Origin of the sequence: Actinomadura physcomitrii (genome assembly GCF_008923205.2) — a bacterium.
Lineage (GTDB): Bacteria > Actinomycetota > Actinomycetes > Streptosporangiales > Streptosporangiaceae > Spirillospora > Spirillospora physcomitrii.
Genome location: NZ_WBMS02000015.1, coordinates 116,762 through 137,911, shown reverse-complemented (window position 1 = coordinate 137,911; position 21,150 = coordinate 116,762). Strand labels below are relative to the sequence as shown.

Below are 21,150 nucleotides of genomic sequence, written 5' to 3'. Positions count from 1 at the left end.
TGAGGCTCCCCGCGGTACAGGTTGCCAGATTTCCCCGTTTTTCAGACTCGACTGTTAAGGTTGCAGGTTTGGCGGCATCGAGGGAAATCCTACGACACCCCCCGCAAGGAGGACGCACGCCCGGTAGCCCCGGTGGCCTGTAGGCGTCGCCTGCGTGGCTGCCCCGAGCGTTCGATGACCCGAACTGTCGGACCTGGCGCCTAGCATTGGACTCGTGGCTTCGCCGAACCGCAAGAACATCCCGGACCCGGTTACCAATCGCCTGTTCGCCCTGTCCGGCAATCAATGCGCCTTCCCCGGCTGCAAGAACACAGTCACCGACCAGGTCGCCCAAGGAGAGCAACCGGTGACGCTCGCACAGCGCGCCCACATCGTGGGCGTCGGTCGGCAGGGCCCACGGTCCCGTGCGGTCCCCTTGGTGGACAACGTGGACGCAGTCGAGAACCTGACCTTGTTCTGCGGGAAGTGCCACTTGATCGTTGACCGCAACCCCCGGATTTACTCTGTGGAAGTCCTCGCAAAGTACAAGGCCGATCATGAGGCACGGCTGGCCCCCAAGGATCTACGGTCGACTCCACCGCCGTTGGCTATCGACACGATCGACCTGTCGCTGCTGCCGCTCTCCACGCTGCCGGACATCGTTTGGAAGGCGACCTCAAAATTCCGCACGGCCGCCGAGGTCGGTGAGCACCTGCCACGGTCGATGCGCAACCAGGTACTACCCTTTGTGCTGACCAAAAGCGAGGTTTGGGCATTTCATGACCTCACCGATAACAAGGGCCCGTTCAAGGAGGTGGTCGACCCGGCCTCGGCTGAGCAGATCAACGCAGGGGCTTTGCTGAAGTCCGAGGACCGGAACATCTACGTATGGTTGCTGAACGCGGCACTACGTGGAGCCCTGCTGCGCCGTGGTGTGCGCTACGACCGCGACCACGACCGCTATCACTTCATTGCCGACCACGAGAAAATCACCCGCCGGGTAGAAGCCAAGACCAAGACAGGCCGGAACCAGTGGGCGAAGAAAGTCGTCCGGCAAGAAGGCGAGCGCACTGAGCAGCCGCGCAATATCTGGTGGCACTTGGCCGCGCAGCTCCGCTTTGAGGAGTTCGCGCCCAACACCTGGGGCATGACCATCCGTCCAGAATTCCACCTCACCAAGGACGGACGCACTCCGCTTGATCCGCGCCGGGTCGGACGCAAGGTGACCAAGCGCAAGTCCCGCATGTACAACGAGGGCTACTTCGACGCCGTCCATTTCTTCCGCTACTTCCTACTCGACGGCAAGGCACGCCTAGTCCTGGAGGTGGGCCGACAAAACATCACCATTGACGGAGATTTCCCAAGCATTGACGCCAGGTGGCCGCAGATCGACGACAAACGCTTCGACCCAATCTCGATGCTCGACAGCGGTGACGAGGACGATGTCCTCGACGCGTTGGCCAGTTCCTGGGAGTTCGACGATGAAAACCAGTGGGACTGGGGCGCCGAACACAGCGAGGATGACCGATGACTCTTCCGCTCAAGCCGCTACAACTGGCCGTCCAGTGGCTCGATGAGCCAGAGTTGGCCTTTGCTAACGGCCTTACCCACATCGACCCCAAGGTCGGTATTCCAGCCTCAGGTCCCTGGTCACGTGACCACTTCAACCACCCTTCGTCGGTGACCGTCGGTTTCATCGGCACTGGCGACAGCATCGCCAAAGCCCGTGCGTGGCTATCCCGCGCGGCCGAAGGCGTCGACGGCAACGACGACCATCACCCCTTCTGCGGTTTCCAACTCGCCGGCCCGTTCGCCTCACAACTGCGGACCAACGGACCGGAGGCGAAGATCACGGCCGGCGAGATCCGCGACCTGACCGGTAGTCGGCTGAGGCGGCTGGAGGGACTGAGGCACCTACTTGAAGTGATCGACAACCGGCTCATGCAATTGGCGAGTCTGGATTCTCCACCCACACTCGTGATCATCACCCTTCCCGCAGCAATCACGAAGCGGTACTGGGCCGTGCATCAGATGAACCGGGGCGTCGAAACGGTGTGGAACTTGCGCGCCGGCATCAAAGCCCGCGCGATGCAGCGCGGACTGCGAACCCAGTTGCTCCAGCAGGAGACCATCGAGTCCGACCTCGATGCCCACACCTCCGACCTCGAGCACCCGGCCGATCTGGCTTGGAACCTGTTTACTGCAATCTACTTCAAGTCCGGCGGATTCCCATGGGCACCTGTGGGAATTCCTGAAGGAACCTGCCACCTCGGCGTAACGTTCTACCGACCGCATGGTGAAAGATCCGCAATGCGGACCAGCGTCGCCCAAGCCTTCGCCGAGAATGGCGAAGCGTTCGTCCTGCGAGGTAACCCGTTTGAGTGGAAGGGCAAGTGGCCTCACCTTCCCGCCGACGAGGCCGCAAGGCTCATCACCGACGTCGTCGACCGCTACACCCAGACCATGAAACGCCCACCCCGCAGGCTCGTTGTCCACAAGCAGTCGCGCTTCTTTCCCGACGAACTATCCGGATTCCAAGATGCACTTAACCACTATGAATACGACCTGGTGGCGCTGGCCCCCTCGACCGGCGTACGCCTGATGCGCCACGGCGACTATCCACCTCCCCGAGGCACCTGCCTGAGACTGGGCAACCGCCGGTACCTCTACACCACCGGGTACATTCCATCACTCGGGCGCTATCCACACGGGCACGTCCCGACCCCTGTGCAGATCACCGACCACATCGGGGACTCCGCCGCCGACGACCTCCTCCGCGAGGTGCTCCTCCTGACCAAGATGAACTGGAACTCGGCACGTTTCGCCGAACGGCTCCCAGTCACCGTCCGCTTCGCCAACGAGGTCGGCGCCATCCTGCGTGACCTCCCCGACGATTTGGCGCCAGAAGCGCGATACGCCTTTTACATGTAGAACGGAGGAGGACCTAGAGGCCCAAAATCAACAGGCCAAGGCACCCAATCTGTACCCAGTAGCGAGCCCCGGCCATCACGGCACCCAGGCGCCATCGACGGCCCGCACCAACGCACGCGACAAGTACATGGTCAGGCTGCGGACGTTGCGCTTGACGGCCAGGCCCATGAGCGCGGCCGCGTCTTTTTCAGGTTTCAAGCCCCGGTATCGGGCGGCCTCGGATTCTGGACAACGTCGCCCGACCCGGCGGTGACCGACGGGTCCAGCTCCTCGGCCCAGCGCGGCCCTCAGCAAGTCGTCGGCCTCATGCAGGCGCTCAACCACAGCAGCCGCACAGCGTAACGAGGTCACGGCCATGTCAACCTGCCGATCCGGCTGGACGGGCAGGTCACTTCCCAGCGCCCAGCCTCCGGAACGGCGACGTGCTCCGGATCCGGTACCGGGTTCCGAGCAGGCGCAAGGCGGAAAAGAAGCTTTACCTTGCTTTCCTTCTACCCTCCTGCACCTAACGATAATGTTGAGCCCGCGCGCAGGTTTCAAACCTACGTGCGGGCCTGTTCCATATCCGACAGGTTGGTTGCTGGCTACACACCAACCGGAATGTGGTGGGGCACGACGAGCGGTGAATGGGCGGGCCATGTGCTGTCGGGGCGTGTCGCCCCTCGGACACGTACCGTTTCCCCAAATGCGGGGTCATGGATGTCACGACACGATCCGGGTCGAGGTCAGCCTCGACCCGGATTTCTTGTTTGCCCGGGTGGTAGACGAGCCGGACGCCGAGCGTCTGGTAGACCGCCTGACGGGCCTGCGGACTCGCGTCCTTGAGGACGTGGACAAGATCACCCAGTCCGGCGATGAGTGCCTCGATTTCCTGGGCGCTCAAGATCCGGCGGCGCTGGACACCGGCCGTGCGGAGTTCGGCCCGGGCCGCGACGAGTTGGGCTTCGGTCTCGGCCATCCACTGGGCGATCGTCGCCGGGTTGGCCCCGGCCTCGAGCGCGGCGCGGTGGCGCGCGAGTTTGATCTCGCAGTCGGCGATCTGTGCCTTGGCACGAATCGCGGCGGTGTTGGTCGGCGGCTCCTGGGCGCCTTGGATGTCGGCGATCGTCTGCTTGATGCGATGCGGCGCCAGGGCCTTGGCGAGCCAGGGGTCGACGAGCGCCGTGACCTGCTGTTCCCGGACGAAGATGTTGCGCGGGTGCTTGACCCTGTTGGCCAGCGCGTACTCCTCGGGGTAGCGGCACCGGAAGTAGACGTACTCCTTGTAGGTGTGGGCCTGCATCTTGCGCTTGCAGAGCCCGCAGTAGATGACGCCACGCAGCGAGTAGGCGTGTTTGCTCTGCGTCCGGGCCTTGGTGCCGCCGGTCTGGCAGCGGCGGACGGCGAGCTTGCCCTCGATGCGGTCGAAGATGTCCTTGTCGATGATGACGGGGTGGACGACCTTGGCGGAGTAGACCCACTGGTCGCGGTCGTTCCAGCGGAGTTTGGTGATGTGGCCGAGTGAGACGTCGTTGACGTCGATAAGGACCTCGTCCTTGCGTTGACGGTTCCAGACCTGGTGGCCGGTGTAACGGGGGTTGGTGAGGATGGTCTTCACGGCGCTCTTGGCCCAGGCCAGTCCCTCCCGGTGCCGGTTGCGTGCCCGGTCGTGGGCCGAGGGGCAGGGGATGCCGTCTCGTGTCAACCCCTCGGCGATGGCGAACAGTCCCTTCTCGGGTGAGCCGTCGAGACCGAGGTACTCGCAGTAGATACGGCGGACGACCGATGCCGCGTCGGGGTCGATATCAAGCTTGTACAGGCGCTTGCCGTCGGCCGCCTTCCCCGGGTGCGGATGGGGGCCGCCGTCCACCAGCTTGTAGCCGTACGGAGGACGGCCGCCGAGATAGCGGCCTTCGGTGGCGGCGATGGCCGCCATACTGCTGCGGACGCGGGTCCGTACCCGGTTGCGCTCACCCTTGGACAGGCCCCCGAACATCGACATGATCATGTCGTGGGCCTCGTTGACGGGGTCGATGGCCCCGCCGACCTCGGGGACCCACAGCGGGACGCCGTAGTGGTCGAACAGCGGGAAGGTCAGACCGTACTGCCCTCCGTAGAAGGCGCGGTGCGGCTCCCCGACGACGACCGCGTCAAAGCCCCGGCTCGGGTCCTTGAGCGCCTCCAGCAGCCGACTGGCCTCCGGCCGCCGTACCCATGGGATCGAGCGGGACCGGTCGACGTCGAAGTACTCGACAACGATGCAGCCACCGTTGCTCTCGATCAGCGTCTGCGCTCGCCGGAGCTGCCATGCCTTGGACGCGGTGGGGTCCTGCTTGTCTTCGGTGGACACGCGCCCGTAGAAGGCGAACCGCAGGGGTGCCGTTGTCCTGGGTCGCTGTTGGGTCATTGACCGGTCTCCTCGTCGCTGTGGTCGGCGGCGCGGCGGGCACGGACTTCGAGCATGAGGCTCAGAAGCGCGCGGGCCGCGTAGGGCGTCAGGCGTAGCGGTTCGGCCGGTGCGACCAGTCGCAACCGCCCAGGCCCGGTGCCTGCTGCTCCCCCGTTGTCCGGCTGTGTGCCGGATGGCGGGCGGTCCGCCCCGGTGGCGGACCGGTGGTCATCACCGCTCGACTCGTCGGCCGAGGTCAAGTCCGGGAACGGCGAACGGCGATGGCCGCGCCGGGGCGAGTGGCGAGGCGATCTTCTGCGTGTGGCCGGCGGGCGGCCGTCTGTACGTGGAGACGTGCGCGGGTGGCTGGTCGTGGAATCGGGCTGGTTCGTGGTCATGCGCCGGGCCGCCTGGATCGGCAGGCGCCCTTCCCCCTCTCACCTATAAAGCACCGCCGAGACCGCCGTTATTGGCCGTCCCTCCTGCCAAGAGTTGATCAAGGTTCGCGGACTTCCTGCGACATCGCTACAGATTTCCGAGTCTGCGTCTCACCTACGACGAACTTCGGCGGCCGACAAGAAGGCTCCTCACGAAAATCGAAGTAGAACCTCACCTCCGGGCAAGGTCCAATCTGCGGCCCTAGCTGGTCGCTTTCTAGATATAGGGGCGAAGAGACAGGGTCGACGATCGGCACGGCCGCCGAGCCAGGGAGGCACGCTAGCGAGTGCACGTCAGCGAGAACAACAAAGGCGCATCTACTTCAAGGCCAAGGAGAATAAAAGCCAACGCACGATACATCAAACCGAGCCACCTTGAGCTTGGACAATTTCTTCGGTCAGGTCTCGGTAATCTCTCTCGACCTCGAGGACAATTTTGGCCTCTACGCCGGTGCTTTATGGGTGTGAGAATCCACGATCACCTGGCGGCACCGTCCACATCGTCCGCATTCCTGGAGGAGATCCACCTGAACGTGTCCGACGTGCCCGAACCTCACCAGCCCACCAGCCCGCTCGTGCGGTGGCTGGAAGACCACGCCCACCTGCTGCCGGAGCTGCCCACGCTGCTGCTGGGCCTGCTCGCCCGCCACGGGCCGGAGATCATCGGCGGCGTCCTGGCCGTCTGCGCGACCGTCACCGGCACCCGCGTGGCGGTCACCCGGTGGCGCAACCGGTACCACTCGCGCACGACACGGGTGGTCGAGATCGCGATCCCGCCGAACGTGGAGGCCGACAGCTCCGCGGCGTGGTGGAAGCACCAGGCCGGGCAACTCGGCCCCAAGTGGAAGCGCTGGACCTTCGGGCAACCGCATCTGGCGTTCGAGTACGTGGCCGACGAGCACGGCATCCGCTTCCAGGTGTGGGTACCGGGCACCATCGCGCCGGGCGTGATCGAGAAGTCCGTCCAAGCCGCCTGGCCGGGCGCCACCATCACCACCCGCGCCGCCGCACCGCCGATCCCGCTCGACGCCCTGGCCGTCGGAGGGCAGCTGACTCTAGGTAACAACGAGGACCTTCCGCTCGCCACCGATCACAAGGCCGACCCGCTACGGCCGCTGCTCGGCGCAATGGCGGGACTGCAGAAGGGTGACTACGCGGCCGTGCAGATCCTGGCCCGCCCCTGCACCGGACGCCGCGCCCGCCGCGCGATCCGCACCGCCTCCCGGTTGAGAGGCGGCCGTTCCAAGAGCGCGCAGGGGGCCTTCTTCGACCTCATCACCCCAGGCACCGGTTCTGCCCACGGCCGGCCCACGTCCAGCGAGATCGCTCAGCTGTATCCCGAGCGCGCCCAGCAGGTGAGGGCGATCCTGGCCAAGGCGAGCAAGCCCCGGTTCGAGGTCGAGATCAGGTACGCCAGGGGCACCACACGTCACGGGGTCCGGGCCGACAGGACCGGCACGACCGCGGAACGCGTCGCCGAACTGCACGCTCAGCGCAAGGTGCGCGGCATGCTCGACAAAGGCGCACATGCGATCTACACCTCGTTCGCCCTGTTCACCTCCGGGGACCAGCATCTGCGTACCCGACGCATGTTCGCGCCCGGCCAGCGGATGGCGACCCGCCACTTCGGGCGGGGTTACCTGCTGAACGTGGACGAGTTGGCCGCCCTGGCCCACCTCCCCTACGACTTGGACGCGCCCGGGATCACCCGTGCGGGAGCCCGTTCATCGCTGCCCTCACCGACCGTGCCCACCGCCCGCATACCTGGCCAGGCGGTACGTATCCTCGGGGACTCTGACGCCGGGACGCCTCGCCCGGTCGGCCTCACCATCGCCGGCGCCCGCCAGCACATGCACGTTCTCGGCCAGACCGGCACCGGCAAGTCGACCTTCCTGGCCGGGCAGATCCTCGCCGACGCCCAAGCCGGACGCGGTGCGCTGGTCATCGACCCCAAAGGCGACCTCATCACCGACGTACTAGACCGGCTGCCGGAGCGAGCCGTCGGCAAGACGGTGGTGTTCGATCCCGCCCAGTCCGGGCGGCCTCCGTGCATCAACGTCCTCGCGGGGCCCGACCCGGTGTTCGCGGTCGAGGCGATCGTGACCACGTTCCGGCGCTGCTTCGCCGCCAACTGGGGTCCGCGCATGGACGACGCGCTCCGCTCGGCTTGCCTGACCCTGGCCAAGGTGTACGGGCCGCACGCCAGCCTGGCCGACGTCCCGACTCTGCTGACCGATGCCGCCTACCGGGCCCGCACGATCGCGCGACTCGGCAACGACGTCATGCTCCAAGGGTTCTGGAGCGACTACAACCAACTGTCACCCGGCGGGCGCAGCGCCATGACCGGCCCGATCATGAACAAGCTGCGCGCCGTGCTCATGCGCCCCTTCGTCCGCGACGCGCTGTCGGGTTCGGCCTCCACCGTCGACCTGGGCAAGATCCTCGACAGCGGGGGTCTCATTCTCGCCCGCGCCGGAAAGGGGATCCTCGGCGAGGACGCCGCGCGGCTGCTGGGATCGCTCCTGCTGGCCCACACCTGGCAGGCCATCACGCCCCGCGCCCATCAACCTCAAGACGCCCGCCGCGACGCCGTGGCCTACATCGACGAAGCGCACAATTTCCTCAACATTCCGGGCTCTGCCGCTGACATCCTCGCCGAGGCCCGCGGGTACCGGTTCTCGCTGATCATCGCGCACCAGCACCTGTCGCAGCTTCCCCGAGACCTGCGCGACGCCGTGTCCGCCGACGCGCGCAACAAGATGTACTTCGCGATCTCGCCCGAAGACGCCCACGCGCTGATCGAACACACCGGCCGCTCGATCGGCGAGCACGACCTGTGCCACCTGGGCCGTTACCAGGCCGCCGCCCGTATCATCCACAACGACACACCCATGCGGGCCTTCACACTCCGCACCCGCCCGTTGCCCGAGCCCATTCCGGGCCGCGCCGAAGCGATCAGGCAAGCCTCACGGGAGGCGTACACGCCCACAGACCACGGCCCGACGCCCACGGCCCGACCGAGGGCACTGACCAACCCGTCGTTCGCCACCTCCGGCGCTGCCGACGACGCGGACCTGGACGCGCCCGGCATCGAAGGCGATGGGGAGGGCGAGAAGTGACCAAGCCGACAAGGCCCGCCCACCGGCTACGCGAACGCCAAGCCCGCCCGCCCCGCGTGACCGCCGCCCTGATCGCCGACCTCGCGCACCGCCTCACCGCGCGAGACCGCGCGCTGCTCACCCTGGTCTGGGAACATCGCGTCCTGACCAGCGACCAGATCACCGCCCTGTTCTTCCGCACGTCCGTACGCACCCACCAGCGCCTTCGCCAACTCCACGAGTTGCACGCGCTGTCGTCGTTCCGGCCGTGGACGCCGAACGGGACGGCCGCTAAACACTGGGTGCTCGGCCCCGCAGGCGCCCACGTCCTGGCCGTGGAACAGGGCGTCGGCCTCCGCGAACTCGGCTACCGGCACGAGACCGCCATGGGCATCGCAGTCTCACCCCGACTCGGCCACCAAGTCGGCGTGAACGACTTCTTCGTCCGCCTGCGCGCCTACGCCCGCAACCGCGACGACGGCGCCCGCCTGGTCCAGTGGTGGCCGGAACGCCGATGCGTCTCCAAATGGGGCGACCATGCCCGCCCGGACGCCTTCGGCCAATGGAGCGAGCCCCGAAACCAAGACCAGAGCCAGGGCTCGTCGGCCGAGGTCGCCTTCTTCCTCGAACACGACACCGGCACCGAACGCCTCGCCCGCGTCGCCGCCAAACTCAACGGCTACACCGCGCTCGCCCGTGAGACCGGATCAACCACACCCGTCCTGTTCTGGCTGCCCAGCGCCGCTCGCGAGGCGAATCTCCGCAAGCTCCTCGGCGTCCCCAGGGTCCCGGTCGCCACCGCCGTCCAAACACCCACCACCTCACGCGAAGGCCCCGCCGGGGCCGTCTGGCTACCCGCCGGAATCACCGGCCCCCGCCAACGGCTCACGGCCCTCGCCAACGCATGGGAGTTCACCATGTGACCGCCACCGCCCCGCCCATAGGGGCCCGCACGTGGGCCCGCACGTGGGCCCGCACGTGGGGGCGGCCACCGCCACCCCTACGCGCCGCGCCACGGCCGCCCGGTCCCCTGAGCCGTCTCGCTACCGTCCGGCACGGCTACGGCCGCCACAGCGGCGCGCGCGCCGGGTCGGTGGCCACGAGTGCGGTGTGGCCGGGACGCCCGTAGGCACGAGAAGACGGTGGCGTTCGCCCCTGACACCGGGGGAACGCCACCGTCGCCTACCCGGTCGCCGGACCCAACGGCCCGGCGGCCGTATCAGGCGGTCACGGCACCGGACTGGCCTCCGTCATCGGTCACCGGGGCGGCCGCCCGGTAGCGGACCGGCTTCTCCGACGTCATGACCGCCTCGCCCCGCTCGGCCATGGTGGCCAGGGCGTTGGCGACCGCGCCGGACGACCGCTCCAGGACTCGCCCGATCTCACCGGGCGTGAAGTCGGTGTCCGGGTGGGCGGCCAGGTGGGCGATCACCTCGGGGCGCAGGGGGCGCGGCGCGGCCCGGTGCCCACCATTCCGGTTGCCGTTGCCGCTACCGGCGGTCGTCCCCGTGCTGCGGACGGTGGCCTTGGTGGCGCGGCGAACCTCAGCGGTCGCCGCGTACACCCGGTCCAGCCCGGCGGTCATGGCGGCGTCGTCCTCAGCGGCCACCGCCGCATAGGCGGTCGTGGCCGCCGCGATCAGGTCCGACAGCGCCCGCCGGGTCGCCTCGGCCGTCTGACGCCGTGCCAGTTCGGCCACCGCCTGCGCCCGCCGGGCCTCCTCGTCGGCGATCGCCTTCTGCAGGTCGGCCTCAGCGGCCGCCCGCCGGTCGGCCTCGTCCTGCATGATCTTCACCGCCGCCGCGATCGCGTCGGCCGACACACCTGCCGGGGCCTCACCGTCGGTGCCGTCCGACGTGCCGTCCGACGGAGCGGCGGGAACCGGCGCCCAGGTGTCGGTGTTGGCGCCCTTCGCGCCGGGCGTCCGCGTGACGTGCCCGGCCGCCACCAACTCGGTGAGGGCGTTCTTCACCACCGCCCGCGTGAGACCGGTCGCGGTGGCCAGGGCGGGGATGGTCGCATCGGGCGTTGCGGCCACCGCGCCGAACACGGCCGCACCGTCCCCGCTGACGCCCGCCGGGACGGCGGGGGTAGTCGGGTCGGCCGGGGCGGTGGCGGGGGCCGTAGCGGCAACCTGGGCGTCGGTCGCGATGGTGTTGGCGGTGGTGATGTCCGCTGCCATTTCATGACTCCTTTTCGGTGACACCCGGCGGCATTTTCGCGGCCGGGTTCCGGCGGTGCGTTTTTCCGTTGCCAACACCACCGTCACTCGATACGGCACCATCCTCAAGTCGACGGGCACATAAACTACGTCACCAAAACGGCTGGAGAGGCTTCCCTAACATTCCCACCCACCGAAACATTTACCGACCAGACGCAACGTACGACTTGACTAGCGCCCTTTAGCGGCGCCATCCGGACACTCAAATAGGAGTCGTCTTCGGCGACACAGGCACCTCAACGGGCAGGCGCTCGGCCGAATCTGTTCAGGGCCGGACTCGACCCGCGCGGCATCAGCGGCGGCGGCCTCGCCGTGCGCCCGCGCGCCGTGCCCCTCGCGCGGCGCCGGGGGCACAGCCTTCGCCTGGCCGGCACGTGGAGACTCTGGCATGCAAGGTAGACGGGCCTGGAGGTAGGTCTTGAACGACAGCCACCCACCACCACACGCGCGCAACTACTACTACTGGTCGTCTGTAGGGACGAGTCGGGTGCGCTTCACCCTGCACAGAAGCCGCCCCACCTGCGACTACACGCAAGCTCGGGGCTTCTCTTCATAACATGAAGGTCCAGGAGAAGGGGCAGATGGAGGTCCAGGAGAAGGGCTCAGCAAACCTCTCCACTCGGCGGCTCTCCGCCGGATAGGACAGCGGCTCCGTCTCTGCCCGATACCGGGCAGAGACGGAGCCGCCTCACGCGGGCTGGCTATCCTTGTCGCGGGGTCCAGCCTGGTAGGAACAGGCTGGACCCTCTTATGACACCAGCTGGACCGGCGCCTGCGCGTCGACCTCCAGCTTGCGGTTGAGGTCGAGGTCGACCCAGACCGTGTGCCCGAGCGTGCTACTGCCGTGCATGCCGAACATCAGCGCCAGTTCGTACAGGATTCGCAGGCCCCGGCCGCTCTCGCTGTAGGAGCCGCCGTACCCCTCAGGCAGAACGGTCGGGATGCCGTGGCCTCCCATGTCGGTGACGGCGATGTAGACCGGGTTGTCGCAGACGACCTCGAGACCGAACCATCCGTCGCCTCCCTCACCCGAGCGAGTGTGCCTCACCGCGTTCGCGGCGAGCTCGCCGACGGCCAGCGCGACGACGTCCACGCAAGGCATGCCCTCGAACAGGGTCTCAGCGAACGCGCGTGCCGCCCGCACCTGGTCGACACGGCCCGGGTACACCCGGCGCCACCGCATCTTCTCCGTTGCCCACAGCCATTCGTTGGCCGTCGAACCGACCAGTTTCGCATTTTCCATGTTGGTTGTTCCTCCTTTGTTCGCCGTCCGTCGCCGATGACCGGCCTGTGTGACACGGACGGCCGGACAGAAATTGACGCTCGACTCGGCCGACGAGGTCAAGTCCCGATTCTTCCTTCACGAACTGCACACAATCGGTGCCGCGAAATTCCTCGCCTTCTCGACCCGCCTCGCCAAAAAAGCGCGCCGCGAGCACTCCGACACCATTAAGCTCCGTCGAACACACTCGTCACGATCGGGGGACCATGGAAGCTCAGGAGATCGAGGTCAAGTACCGCGTGATCGAGCAGGACGCACTGCTACGCGCCTTGGCTGATCACGGAGTCTCGTTGTCCGCGCCGGTTCTCCAGGAGGATCAGGCGTACGCCCCGGTGTGGTGGGACTACGGCAAGCCCAAGACCGGTGTCCCGTTCGGCCGCCTGCGGACCGTGCAGGGCACGCACCTGTTCACCGTGAAGACCCCGCAGGACAACGAGATGGCCTGCCTGGAGGCCGAGACGGTCGTGAACGACGCCGAGCAGATGCACGAGGCGTTGCTGCAGATGGGGTTCCGTCCGACGGTTCAAATCGTCAAGGCGCGCCGGACCGGCCGGGCGGGGCGGTGGTCGTTGTGTCTGGACGAGGTCGAGGATGTGGGACCGTTCCTGGAGATCGAGACGGTGACAGCCGCCGACGAGCCGGGCCTGGCCGTCCAGGCGCAACTGGACGCATGGGCGACCGGCCTGGGCGTCAAGCTGGAGCGGGTGACCGACACCTATGACTCGCTCGTCCGCCTCGCCCAGCAACACAGCACCTGAACTGGTCAGAACAGCGCGCCGCTGGTGGCCGGGTCGGTGGTGGGCAACAGGTTGGGGACGACGTCCAGGGTCAGCGTGAGCGCCGCGTGGTCGGTGAGCTTGCTGTCGCGGGTCTCGTGGAGGTAGCGGCAGTCGGTGACCCGGTTGGCGAGGGCCGGTCCGGCGTGGAAGTAGTCGTAGCGGTAGCCGTCGCCGGTCCGGCCGATCCACGAGTGCGCCTGTTCGCCGGGGTGCAGGCTTGCATAGGTGTCGACGTAACCCCTCGCCTCCAGGGTCTCCAGTAGGCCGTACTCGAACGGCAGGAAGCCGCGGTGGCGGGGCTCGTGGTCGCGGCTGATGACGTTGTAGTCACCCCCGACGAGAGTGTTCGTCGCCAACTCCTGCGGCAGGCAGGCCAGGGCCGTCTGGAAGGAGGTGATGAACTGCTGCTTGCGGGTGGTCTTGCTCTCGCTGCGGTCGCGGCTGGGCACGTAGACGGCGACGGCGAAGACACGCGGCTCGCAGTCGAGCAGGCAGGCGGCGACCCGTCCGGGCACCGTCACACCGCTGAGCTTCGCTGACGACTCCTCCAGGACCTTGACGCAGCTGACGATGGCCGCACCCCGTTCGCCGTCATCCGGAGTCTTGATGACGGTGTGCCCGGCCTCGCGGAAGCGCTCCAGCAGGTAGGCCGTGCCGGGTCCCGCGCTGGTCTCGGTGAGCAGCAGCACCTGCTCGGGACGCGCGGCCAGCCACTCCAGCATGGCTTCGGCACGCGGACGGGCGGCCGCGCCAAGATTGACGGTCAGGACGGAGAGCACGACAGAGGGTTCCTTTCCCAGAGGTTCAACAGTTCGATGCGGCCGAGCATGGCCTTCACGACGTCATCGGGTGCCAGGCCACGGCAGTCGATGCGCGCCTGCCGCCAGCGTCGCCGTCCCAGGAACGCGTACGCCTTGCGGTACAGCTCCAGCTCACGCCTCGGCGAGCCGGCCCGCTCAAGCCTGCTGAGAACCTGGCGCTCCTTCAAGCGGGTCGCGATGACCGCGGGATCCTCTTCCAGGTAGAGGGTCAGGAACGGGCGCGGCGCAAAGGCGTTGTAGCGCCAGATCTCTGCCAGAGGTAGGCCGTCGAGCCGTTGTAGGACCAGTGAGGAGGGCAGGTAGCGGTCGCTGATGACGACCTTCCCGGCGGCCAGAGCGGGTTCGATCTCGCCGGCCACGTGGGCAGCCCGGTCGGCTGCGACAGCGAGCGCGAGTGCCCGGCCCGATAGTTCCGCCTCGCTCTGCCGGACCAGGGCTCCCAGGTGGGTGCGGCTCGGCTCGGTGGTCAGGTGGACCGAGTGTCCTTGCACGGCGAGGCGGGTGGCCAGCAGGCGCGCGCTCGTCGACTTCCCGACCCCGTTGGGTCCCTCGATCGCCACGAAGATCCCGGTCACCTCGCACGCCGCCCGATCTGCAGCAGCGGCTTGCCGTCGACCTGCGGGCACTGCTCGACGTCCACCGCGCCGATCCGCTCCCCGCGCGAGACCACCGCAGCCGGACAGCCCTTCCCGCACGTACCGTTCAACGAGCACGACCGGCAGGTGGAATTGCCGCCCATCGCGAGGCGCCCCGCCAAGTCATAACCGTCCAGCGCCTCGGTGACGTCGCCCGCCAAGATGTTCCCGACGAGGAACTCGGTGTCGGCGTACTTGGACTGCGGAGTCCGGGCGGCGAACACCAGGTAGGGACACACCGCCGTGGCACCGTCGGCGAAGACGTAGATCAGCTTCCCGGCGTCGCAGCCCGCCAGGGGCTTGTCCTGGTTGGGGAAGCGGATGTGGACCAGCTCCACACCCCGCCCGTCGAACCGCCTGGTCGCCGCATCGATGGCACGCATCGTCTCCTCGGGGGCGGCCATCCGCCCCTGCGACTTGACGCCGCGCCCGAACGACGACAGCGGGTTCATCAGGACGTACTCGGCGCCGATCCACCGCGAACGCGCACAGGTCCGCGAATTCTTCCGGGTCGGTCAGCACGTTCGGCGTCGACAGCAGCCCTTGCAGCAGGCCGGCGGCCGCAAGCCTCCGTGTGGTCTCCACCGTCACCTCGAACGAGGCGACGTTGCCGCGGAACTTGCCGTGCGAGGTGGGCCGGAACCCGTCGAGGCTGACGTTGATGTGCACATCGCCGAGCGCGACCAGTTCCGCGATCTGCTCATCAGTGACGCGGGTGGCGTTGGTGCAGACGCCCACCGGCAGCCCCGCATCGATGACGGCGCGGCAGATCGGCAGCAACTCGGGATGGACGAACGGCTCTCCACCGGTCAGCGTGATGCGCTCGACCCGCGCGGCCCGCAGCCGGGGCAGTACCTTGCCGGTGAAGTCGGCCAGCGAGATGTCACCGCCCACGGCCGTCGAGGACACGAAGCAGTGCGCGCAGTGCAGGTTGCACCGCTCGGTGATCTGCACCAGCGCCTTACGCTCCCCCTCTCCCACCGACGTCCGGAAGTAGCAGGAGCTGGCATGCGTGTCGAGAATCAAGGACCGTCTCACTCTGGGGCCTCCCGCCCGTTCGAGGTGTCGAACATCTCCGAGCCCGGCGCCTTCGATACGCCGCCGCACCCGCCCAGCCAGGCCGTCCAGACATCACCCGCCCTTCCGCTGATCACCAGGAAGGCGGTCGGCACCGGCGCTCGGGCAGGAGTGAGGACTCGGTGTTTCGTTCTCGGCCTCGGCCAGGTCGGCGCGAAGCCGTTCGACCTGGCGCGGGCCACGGCCAACGCCTCCTCGACCGTGCCCTTGAAGAACCGTCCCGTCAGCGCTTCGCGGATCGCTTCCTCGACCAGCGCCGCACAGACCTCGAACGGCACGCAGCCACCGGGCTTCAGCGCCATGGCCGGCCCATCGCCCGCAGGATCTCCTCAGCCAGTTGCTCCGGGCCGCCTGCCTCGACCAGCCTCCCGAGCCCGACGCCCGGCACGTACGCCCACCAACGCCGCGTATACGGTCCCCACCAGCACTGCACCCAGGGGAATCGTTCGCGCAGCCCTTCGGCAGCGCGCTGCATCGACGCAGCCAACAGAAGGGGCGGACCGCCGCCATAAGTGGGTACCGAAAGTCCGGAATGCGTCCCCGCCACCCTTACGACCCGTTCTTCTTCTTTCATGGGAAACAGCTCCTCAGGACGGCGGTCAGTGAGTCGAGGTCGACAACGCAGCGCGTTCGGTCGGCTACCTGATCGTCATGCTGGGCTGACATCTGGGAAAGGCGCTACCACTCCCCCGACTAGAAACCAGGGCCCGACCATTCCAAACAGGACTCTCCGCCGCTTAGAGGCAATGCGTAACCTAGATTCCATGGACGAGCCCCTCGGTTTCTGGTCGACTCCGACCGTGAGTCAGGCCCTCGCCACCTGCGATGTGCCGGCCCTGATGGACGAGATCCGAAAGGCCAGGGGCTGGAGCCAGACTGACCTCGCAGAAGCGGTCGGCTACACACAGAGCTGGGCATCGAAGGTGCTGCGCGGGGAAACCTCGCTCACGCTCGCACAGGTCCGCATCATCATCCGCCGACTCGGCATCCCCGCAGAACTACTCCGATTCGGCGATCACCAGACAGACGAGGAAGATCCCACGAATCGCAGGCAATTCGGCAAGCTCGCCACCCTGGCCCTCTTGCCTTCACCCCGTACCTCGCTCGCCACCGGCGAGAACACGGCCGCCGATCTGACGGCCATCACCGGCTCACAGCGGCGCCTCGACGCCTCGTTCTGCTCCCGCGACCTCATCGACGGCGTCCGCTCGCACCTGGAGCTCGCCGTCCGAGCACACCGCACCGCAGGACCACACGCCCCCGCCGTCGCAGCCGCAGTCAGCGAAGCCGCCGGATTCGCGGCCTGGCTGTCGATGGACATGCTCGACCTCGGCAGCGCCCGCACCTACTACCGCCAAGCCATCACCGCCGCCAAGCTCGCCAAGAACGACGTACTCGCCGTCTACATGACCGGAAGCCTCGCCGCCTTCGAGATCGACGCCGCCGGCGACCCGCTACTCGGCCTCGCCATGATCGACAAAGCCCGCAGGACGCTGCCGCCCACGGCAGGAAGCACCCCAACCGCCTGGCTCGCCTCCCTCGAAGCGCTCGCGCACGCCTCCACCCCGCACCCCGACGAGCACGCTGCAACCCAAGCAATCAGAACCGCGGAGCACGCCATCGCCCGCACCGACGGCCCACCGCCCTGGCCCTGGGTCTACCCCTTCGACCTGACCAAGCTCGCACGCATCCGAGCCTCCATCGCCGTCCGCCTCGGCCAACCCTCCGAAGCAGCCCGCGCGTTCGGCGAATCGCTCCCGACCGCCCAACCGGCACCCAAGCAGGCCGCACTGACCACCCTGGAAGTAGCGACCGCAGCCTGCCAACGCGGCGAAACCGACGAGGCGTTCACCCTCGCGCTCGACGCCCTCAACACCGGCATCACCTACGGCTCCGAACGCATCATCAGACAAGCCCGCCAGTTCCGCTACAGCAACGCCCCCACGACCACGCCCACCGTCACCCGCTTCGACGACCGCCTCAGAACAACCCTGCTCTAGGAGAACCCGTTGCGCATCGCCATCTCCGGCCACCGATCCCTACCACCCGCCACCGAAACCCTGGTCGCCGAAGCGCTCGACGAGGCCCTCTCCCCCATCACCGGCGGCATCACTGGCCTGACCTGCCTTGCCGACGGCGCCGACACCCTGTTCTCCCGAGCCGTCCTCGCCCACGGCAGCCAGATCGAGGTCATCGTCCCCGCAGAGCACTACCTCGCCGGCCTACCCGAAGAGCACCACGCCGAATACCGCAAGCTCCTCACCCAAGCCGCGCAGGTGCACCGCATGCCCTTCATCGAGTCCACCAGCGAAGCCCACATGGCCGCCAGCCAGCACATGCTGACACTCGCCGACGAGCTCTGGGCCGTCTGGGACGGCCAACCTGCCCGCGGCTACGGCGGCACCGCCGACGTAGTCCAAGCCGCCCGAGACCTCAACAAACCCGTCCGCATCATCTGGCCCGACGGCGCCACGAGAGATTGACCCTGACAGTTCACGCCTCGCGACAATGACGACTAGCGCGCGGATTACTTCGCTGAAGTTGACCTAAGTCAGGTTTAGATCATCCCAGGCCAAGAGCGCATCCGGCTCATCGGAAAACCAGGCGTAAGATCCGCGAGCAAGCTGCGGCAAGGCCCTTTTTGCTTCAGATGCAGTCCTAGAACGAAATGCCGTCAGAAACCTGCACCGGTCCTCCTGAAGACCCTGCGATGTAGCCCACTGGAGCAAATCGTGCTTACGCTCTTCGGTGATAGGTCCATCAGAAGCGACGACTTCAATGAACCAGAAGGTATCACGGTCCGTGGCGAGGTCCGCGAGTAGGCAGTCGGGGAGCAGACGCGTTTGATCTACTTCCAACCCCATAGAAGCCAACCCCTGGCCGTCCAGCAGGTTCACCTTCTCGCCGGGCTGGGACACGAAAAGGAGACTTGGCTGGTCGAGCTTGGTGGCGAAGTGTTCCAGAAGAGCCTTCAGGATGACACTGCTGGGGCCAGCGTGCAACGTGCGACTGCCGCCATCAGGAAGGTGCACGGTAACGCTATCCGCACTCCTTGACGGATCATTCTGAATTGCAGCTCGGCGGCGCCCGGTCGGCGTCAGGTGCGTGCTCTGCCAGACGCGAATCTGCTCGTCGAGCTCTTCTTCGGGCAACCCTGGGAGCAACAAACTGGCGAAGCCAGGCTCCAGCGTATAGCGAGGCCTCTGAGAGGTAGTGGGTATCTGCGTCGCCGTCAGTACAGCACCGTTGTTTCGAAGCTCTTTCAAAGATTCATCGCGCACCTGTTCACGACTGTTTCCAGCGTACCAAGGCGTGCCACGATCGATCTCCCAGATGTCACACATTTGACGAACAGCTTTTTCGCCGTCCTTGCTTACAGCAGCCTCATAGTAGGCGTAGCGAATGTGTTCCTCGCGATGGGCGGCGATCGCGTCGCTCATCCAGGTCACCGTAGATGGACGGATCGGATTTTCGTTTTCGATGGACCCGACGTACATCGCGACAAAGGCGATGGCGGCGGCTGCCGGGTTCGCAGTGCTGGTCACTCCCGTGATTGATTTCGGGAGGATCTTATTCAAGCGCTCCTGGTACGCATCTCGGGAACCAAGGAGCGGGGGCAGCTCCGGTCGGTTAGCGTTCGTCTCGCTCACGGAACCAGACCATATACGCAGGCGATCTCTTTTTGAAGTAGTTCGTCGGCAACTTCATCAAGCAGACGGATCTTCTCAGGTGGAGGCAACGGCAGGGCTGACAGCTCGTAGGCTGAGACTGCTACGGAGCCGGTTAGGCAGCGGTACAGCCGGTCGGCTGCTTCCGAAGACAGCAGGGCAGTAAGAAGTCGGGGCGAGAGCTTCGCTGGAGCCAGCGCAAGCTGCGGATCTTCGGTGAGAACATTGACATGGTTCTCAACCGATACACGGCCACCCCACAGGGAGAGGGACCGACTGTCCAAGGCAGTCGCTAGTAGCCGGCGAGGCTGCTCGGGAGCAGTTGTCCTCTGCACCAGCACTGCGGGCCGGTCAAGCACCAGGACACGTTCATCGCGATCCCGCAGGGTCAGGTAGCGAAGACCGTCTCGCGAGGGATCCTGATGGAGCACTCCGCCGTCCAAGTCCGCGGCCCAGATGATCTTAACCGCGTTGCCCGCGGGATGGTCCGACAGCTGAGACTTGTGTCGGTTCCATACAAGCGGCCCTGTGGAGACCGACCAGCCGTAGTCGGATAGGCGGTGCTTCATGCCTTGCACAGCGCTGATGAGGCCGACATCTTCTTCGGTCCTGGGCAGAAGCCAGGGCCCATCGACCGGACGACGAAGGCGTCCACGTCCGATCGGAGTGCTGACGGTTTTACCGTTAAGTGTTACACGGCCACATACCACGGCGCCATGCGAGGCACCTGACTTAAATGTCGCCAGCACAGTCTCTTGCAGGACTCCAGTCGAAAAGACCCCCGACCTGCCACCAACATAAGTGAGCCGCTTTAGCGGCACGGAGGAAGCGAGAAAGCTGCGCAGGCGCTGAAAATAGGAGCCACCTAGCCAACCGGCGGGCACAAGCGCCGACATGACCCCGTCAGGCGCTAGATACTCCGCCATCGCTCCCATAAAAAGGCCGTATCGGTTGGCGTGGCCAAAAAGGACATGAGACCAACGCTCTCGATCGCGCTCGTCTAGCCTTACTCGTCCGTATGGCGGATTTAGCACTGCAAGTTGCGGAGATGCTGGCGGGGCTTGCAGACCATCACCGACGCTCAGGAGAGCCGGGAGTGCCGTCCTGGAGGTTGCGTCAATCTTCGCCCACATCGGCAACAACTCAGCCGCTAGCAGCACATTTCCCAGCCATACTGCGGCTACGTCTAGGTCTCGACCGCCGACAGCGGATTGGATTTTCTCGATTACCTCATCCGGAGCGCGATCAGCATGGCGCCTTAGCCAGTCACGTAGGGGAGGCAAGAGCAGCATCCCCGCGCCACAAGCAGGATCCCAGACCAGACCATCTGGCGGTCGCTTCAAAACAGCGACAGCTTGTTCATAGAGCGCTTGCGCAAGGGGGGCCGGAGTGTAATGACGACCATCTGAGGTGCGAACCTTGCCGTCCAGAGCAGTCACATACGCATCTGCCAACTCTTCGGAAGAAACGTCATTAAGATCGTCCCGGGGACTGATCTGATCGTATGCCTCTGACGGGAACGGAGCGGGAGCCGTCAAGGCTTCTTCCAGGCTCCAAACCTCGTCGAGGGGGATGCCTGCAACGACACAGCGGTTCCGCCACCAACCTGGCACGGCCGCCAGTACGGCCAGGGCACCTTCCGACACGCCCTCGGCCGCAGTCGCTGACAGCACAGCGCGCTGCGAACGGTTCGGCCGGGCTTGCGGCACCGCCTCCAACACAGTCACTTTCCCCCCTTTTCCCACATCACGGCGGAACACCCCCCGAGCCACCGTCGGTCCGCTGGCGCGTCACCGGGCGCACCAATGGTATCGATGCGATCAAGCCCCTGCTTGCCCAACCGACCGCCCTCCT

Annotated in this window: 17 protein-coding genes and 1 pseudogene; 7 read left to right on the top strand and 11 right to left on the bottom strand. The window is 66.5% G+C overall.

The window, feature by feature from the left end; genetic code table 11:
* The first annotated feature begins 214 nt into the window (after window positions 1-214).
* Complete coding sequence (locus F8568_RS20525; protein ID WP_151595198.1) at window positions 215-1,510, top strand: hypothetical protein; 1,296 nt, start codon at window positions 215-217, stop codon at window positions 1,508-1,510.
* Window positions 1,507-2,910: an argonaute/piwi family protein gene (locus F8568_RS20520; protein WP_151595196.1), complete on the top strand. Its 1,404-nt coding sequence runs from the start codon at window positions 1,507-1,509 to the stop codon at window positions 2,908-2,910. Before F8568_RS20525 ends, F8568_RS20520 begins: the two co-directional genes overlap by 4 nt.
* Window positions 2,911-3,415: 505 nt before the next feature.
* Here the strand turns inward: F8568_RS20520 and F8568_RS20515 are convergent.
* Complete coding sequence (locus tag F8568_RS20515; protein ID WP_151595195.1) at window positions 3,416-5,296, bottom strand: recombinase family protein; 1,881 nt, start codon at window positions 5,294-5,296, stop codon at window positions 3,416-3,418.
* An 883-nt stretch (window positions 5,297-6,179) separates the two neighbouring features.
* Between F8568_RS20515 and F8568_RS20510 the strand changes: the two genes are divergently transcribed.
* Together F8568_RS20510 and F8568_RS20505 are read left to right on the top strand one after the other, a co-directional pair.
* Window positions 6,180-8,834, top strand: coding sequence for a type IV secretory system conjugative DNA transfer family protein (locus F8568_RS20510; protein WP_202125185.1), 2,655 nt, complete (start codon window positions 6,180-6,182; stop codon window positions 8,832-8,834).
* On the top strand, window positions 8,831-9,736 hold the full coding sequence (locus tag F8568_RS20505; RefSeq protein ID WP_151595193.1) for a replication-relaxation family protein: 906 nt from the start codon (window positions 8,831-8,833) through the stop codon (window positions 9,734-9,736). The genes F8568_RS20510 and F8568_RS20505 overlap by 4 nt, the downstream gene beginning before the upstream one ends.
* 296 nt (window positions 9,737-10,032) lie before the next feature.
* Here F8568_RS20505 and F8568_RS20500 read toward each other — a convergent pair whose 3' ends face one another.
* Both F8568_RS20500 and F8568_RS20495 read right to left on the bottom strand, forming a co-directional pair.
* Window positions 10,033-10,995, bottom strand: a complete 963-nt coding sequence (locus F8568_RS20500) for a MarR family transcriptional regulator (RefSeq protein ID WP_151595191.1) — start codon at window positions 10,993-10,995, stop codon at window positions 10,033-10,035.
* A gap of 787 nt (window positions 10,996-11,782) precedes the next feature.
* On the bottom strand, window positions 11,783-12,277 hold the full coding sequence (locus F8568_RS20495) for an ATP-binding protein (protein WP_151595189.1): 495 nt from the start codon (window positions 12,275-12,277) through the stop codon (window positions 11,783-11,785).
* Window positions 12,278-12,522: 245 nt separating this feature from the next.
* Between F8568_RS20495 and F8568_RS20490 the strand changes: the two genes are divergently transcribed.
* Entirely contained in the window at window positions 12,523-13,074 is a 552-nt protein-coding gene (locus tag F8568_RS20490) for a class IV adenylate cyclase (protein ID WP_151595187.1), read from the top strand.
* A 5-nt stretch (window positions 13,075-13,079) separates the two neighbouring features.
* Here F8568_RS20490 and F8568_RS20485 read toward each other — a convergent pair whose 3' ends face one another.
* The 6 genes and pseudogenes from F8568_RS20485 to F8568_RS20465 all read right to left on the bottom strand — a co-directional run bounded on the left by F8568_RS20485 (window position 13,080) and on the right by F8568_RS20465 (window position 16,202).
* Window positions 13,080-13,874: an endonuclease/exonuclease/phosphatase gene (locus tag F8568_RS20485; RefSeq protein WP_151595185.1), complete on the bottom strand. Its 795-nt coding sequence runs from the start codon at window positions 13,872-13,874 to the stop codon at window positions 13,080-13,082.
* The gene (gene tmk / locus F8568_RS20480; protein ID WP_160573679.1) at window positions 13,859-14,491 is read right to left on the bottom strand and encodes a dTMP kinase; all 633 of its coding nucleotides are present in this window, start codon (window positions 14,489-14,491) and stop codon (window positions 13,859-13,861) included. The genes F8568_RS20485 and tmk overlap by 16 nt, the downstream gene beginning before the upstream one ends.
* Window positions 14,488-15,003 carry a hypothetical protein gene (locus tag F8568_RS48380; protein ID WP_236008958.1) on the bottom strand — a complete coding sequence of 172 codons (516 nt, stop codon included), beginning with the start codon at window positions 15,001-15,003 and terminating at the stop codon, window positions 14,488-14,490. Before F8568_RS48380 ends, tmk begins: the two co-directional genes overlap by 4 nt.
* A 103-nt stretch (window positions 15,004-15,106) precedes the next feature.
* Window positions 15,107-15,532 (bottom strand): annotated as a pseudogene (locus F8568_RS51080) (radical SAM protein); the annotation flags it as partial.
* A 53-nt stretch (window positions 15,533-15,585) separates the two neighbouring features.
* Window positions 15,586-15,930 carry a hypothetical protein gene (locus tag F8568_RS20470; protein WP_151595183.1) on the bottom strand — a complete coding sequence of 115 codons (345 nt, stop codon included), beginning with the start codon at window positions 15,928-15,930 and terminating at the stop codon, window positions 15,586-15,588.
* Window positions 15,921-16,202 carry a hypothetical protein gene (locus tag F8568_RS20465; protein ID WP_151595182.1) on the bottom strand — a complete coding sequence of 94 codons (282 nt, stop codon included), beginning with the start codon at window positions 16,200-16,202 and terminating at the stop codon, window positions 15,921-15,923. The genes F8568_RS20470 and F8568_RS20465 overlap by 10 nt, the downstream gene beginning before the upstream one ends.
* Before the next feature lie 190 nt (window positions 16,203-16,392).
* Here F8568_RS20465 and F8568_RS20460 point away from each other — a divergent pair, with 190 nt between their 5' ends.
* Both F8568_RS20460 and F8568_RS20455 read left to right on the top strand, forming a co-directional pair.
* Window positions 16,393-17,628 (top strand): helix-turn-helix domain-containing protein, encoded by a 1,236-nt coding sequence (locus F8568_RS20460; protein WP_236008957.1) that lies wholly within the window; start codon window positions 16,393-16,395, stop codon window positions 17,626-17,628.
* A gap of 9 nt (window positions 17,629-17,637) precedes the next feature.
* Entirely contained in the window at window positions 17,638-18,111 is a 474-nt protein-coding gene (locus F8568_RS20455; protein ID WP_151595180.1) for a hypothetical protein, read from the top strand.
* Between the two features lie 63 nt (window positions 18,112-18,174).
* Here the strand turns inward: F8568_RS20455 and F8568_RS20450 are convergent, their stop codons facing one another.
* Together F8568_RS20450 and F8568_RS20445 are read right to left on the bottom strand one after the other, a co-directional pair.
* The gene (locus tag F8568_RS20450; RefSeq protein ID WP_151595179.1) at window positions 18,175-19,278 is read right to left on the bottom strand and encodes a BsuBI/PstI family type II restriction endonuclease; all 1,104 of its coding nucleotides are present in this window, start codon (window positions 19,276-19,278) and stop codon (window positions 18,175-18,177) included.
* A complete protein-coding gene (locus F8568_RS20445) occupies window positions 19,275-21,023 on the bottom strand; it encodes a DNA methyltransferase family protein (protein ID WP_151595178.1) in 1,749 nt (582 codons plus the stop codon). Before F8568_RS20445 ends, F8568_RS20450 begins: the two co-directional genes overlap by 4 nt.
* Window positions 21,024-21,150: the final 127 nt, after the last annotated feature.

What these genes read in the sequence shown, in the direction of transcription:
- F8568_RS20515 (WP_151595195.1), bottom strand. Translation starts at nt 5,296, where the DNA reads ATGACCCAACAGCGACCCAGGACAACGGCACCCCTGCGGTTCGCCTTC.
- F8568_RS20490 (WP_151595187.1), top strand. Translation starts at nt 12,523, where the DNA reads ATGGAAGCTCAGGAGATCGAGGTCAAGTACCGCGTGATCGAGCAGGAC.
- F8568_RS48380 (WP_236008958.1), bottom strand. Translation starts at nt 15,003, where the DNA reads ATGAACCCGCTGTCGTCGTTCGGGCGCGGCGTCAAGTCGCAGGGGCGG.
- F8568_RS20520 (WP_151595196.1), top strand. Translation starts at nt 1,507, where the DNA reads ATGACTCTTCCGCTCAAGCCGCTACAACTGGCCGTCCAGTGGCTCGAT.
- F8568_RS20470 (WP_151595183.1), bottom strand. Translation starts at nt 15,930, where the DNA reads ATGGCGCTGAAGCCCGGTGGCTGCGTGCCGTTCGAGGTCTGTGCGGCG.
- F8568_RS20500 (WP_151595191.1), bottom strand. Translation starts at nt 10,995, where the DNA reads ATGGCAGCGGACATCACCACCGCCAACACCATCGCGACCGACGCCCAG.
- F8568_RS20495 (WP_151595189.1), bottom strand. Translation starts at nt 12,277, where the DNA reads ATGGAAAATGCGAAACTGGTCGGTTCGACGGCCAACGAATGGCTGTGG.
- F8568_RS20460 (WP_236008957.1), top strand. Translation starts at nt 16,393, where the DNA reads ATGGACGAGCCCCTCGGTTTCTGGTCGACTCCGACCGTGAGTCAGGCC.
- F8568_RS20465 (WP_151595182.1), bottom strand. Translation starts at nt 16,202, where the DNA reads ATGAAAGAAGAAGAACGGGTCGTAAGGGTGGCGGGGACGCATTCCGGA.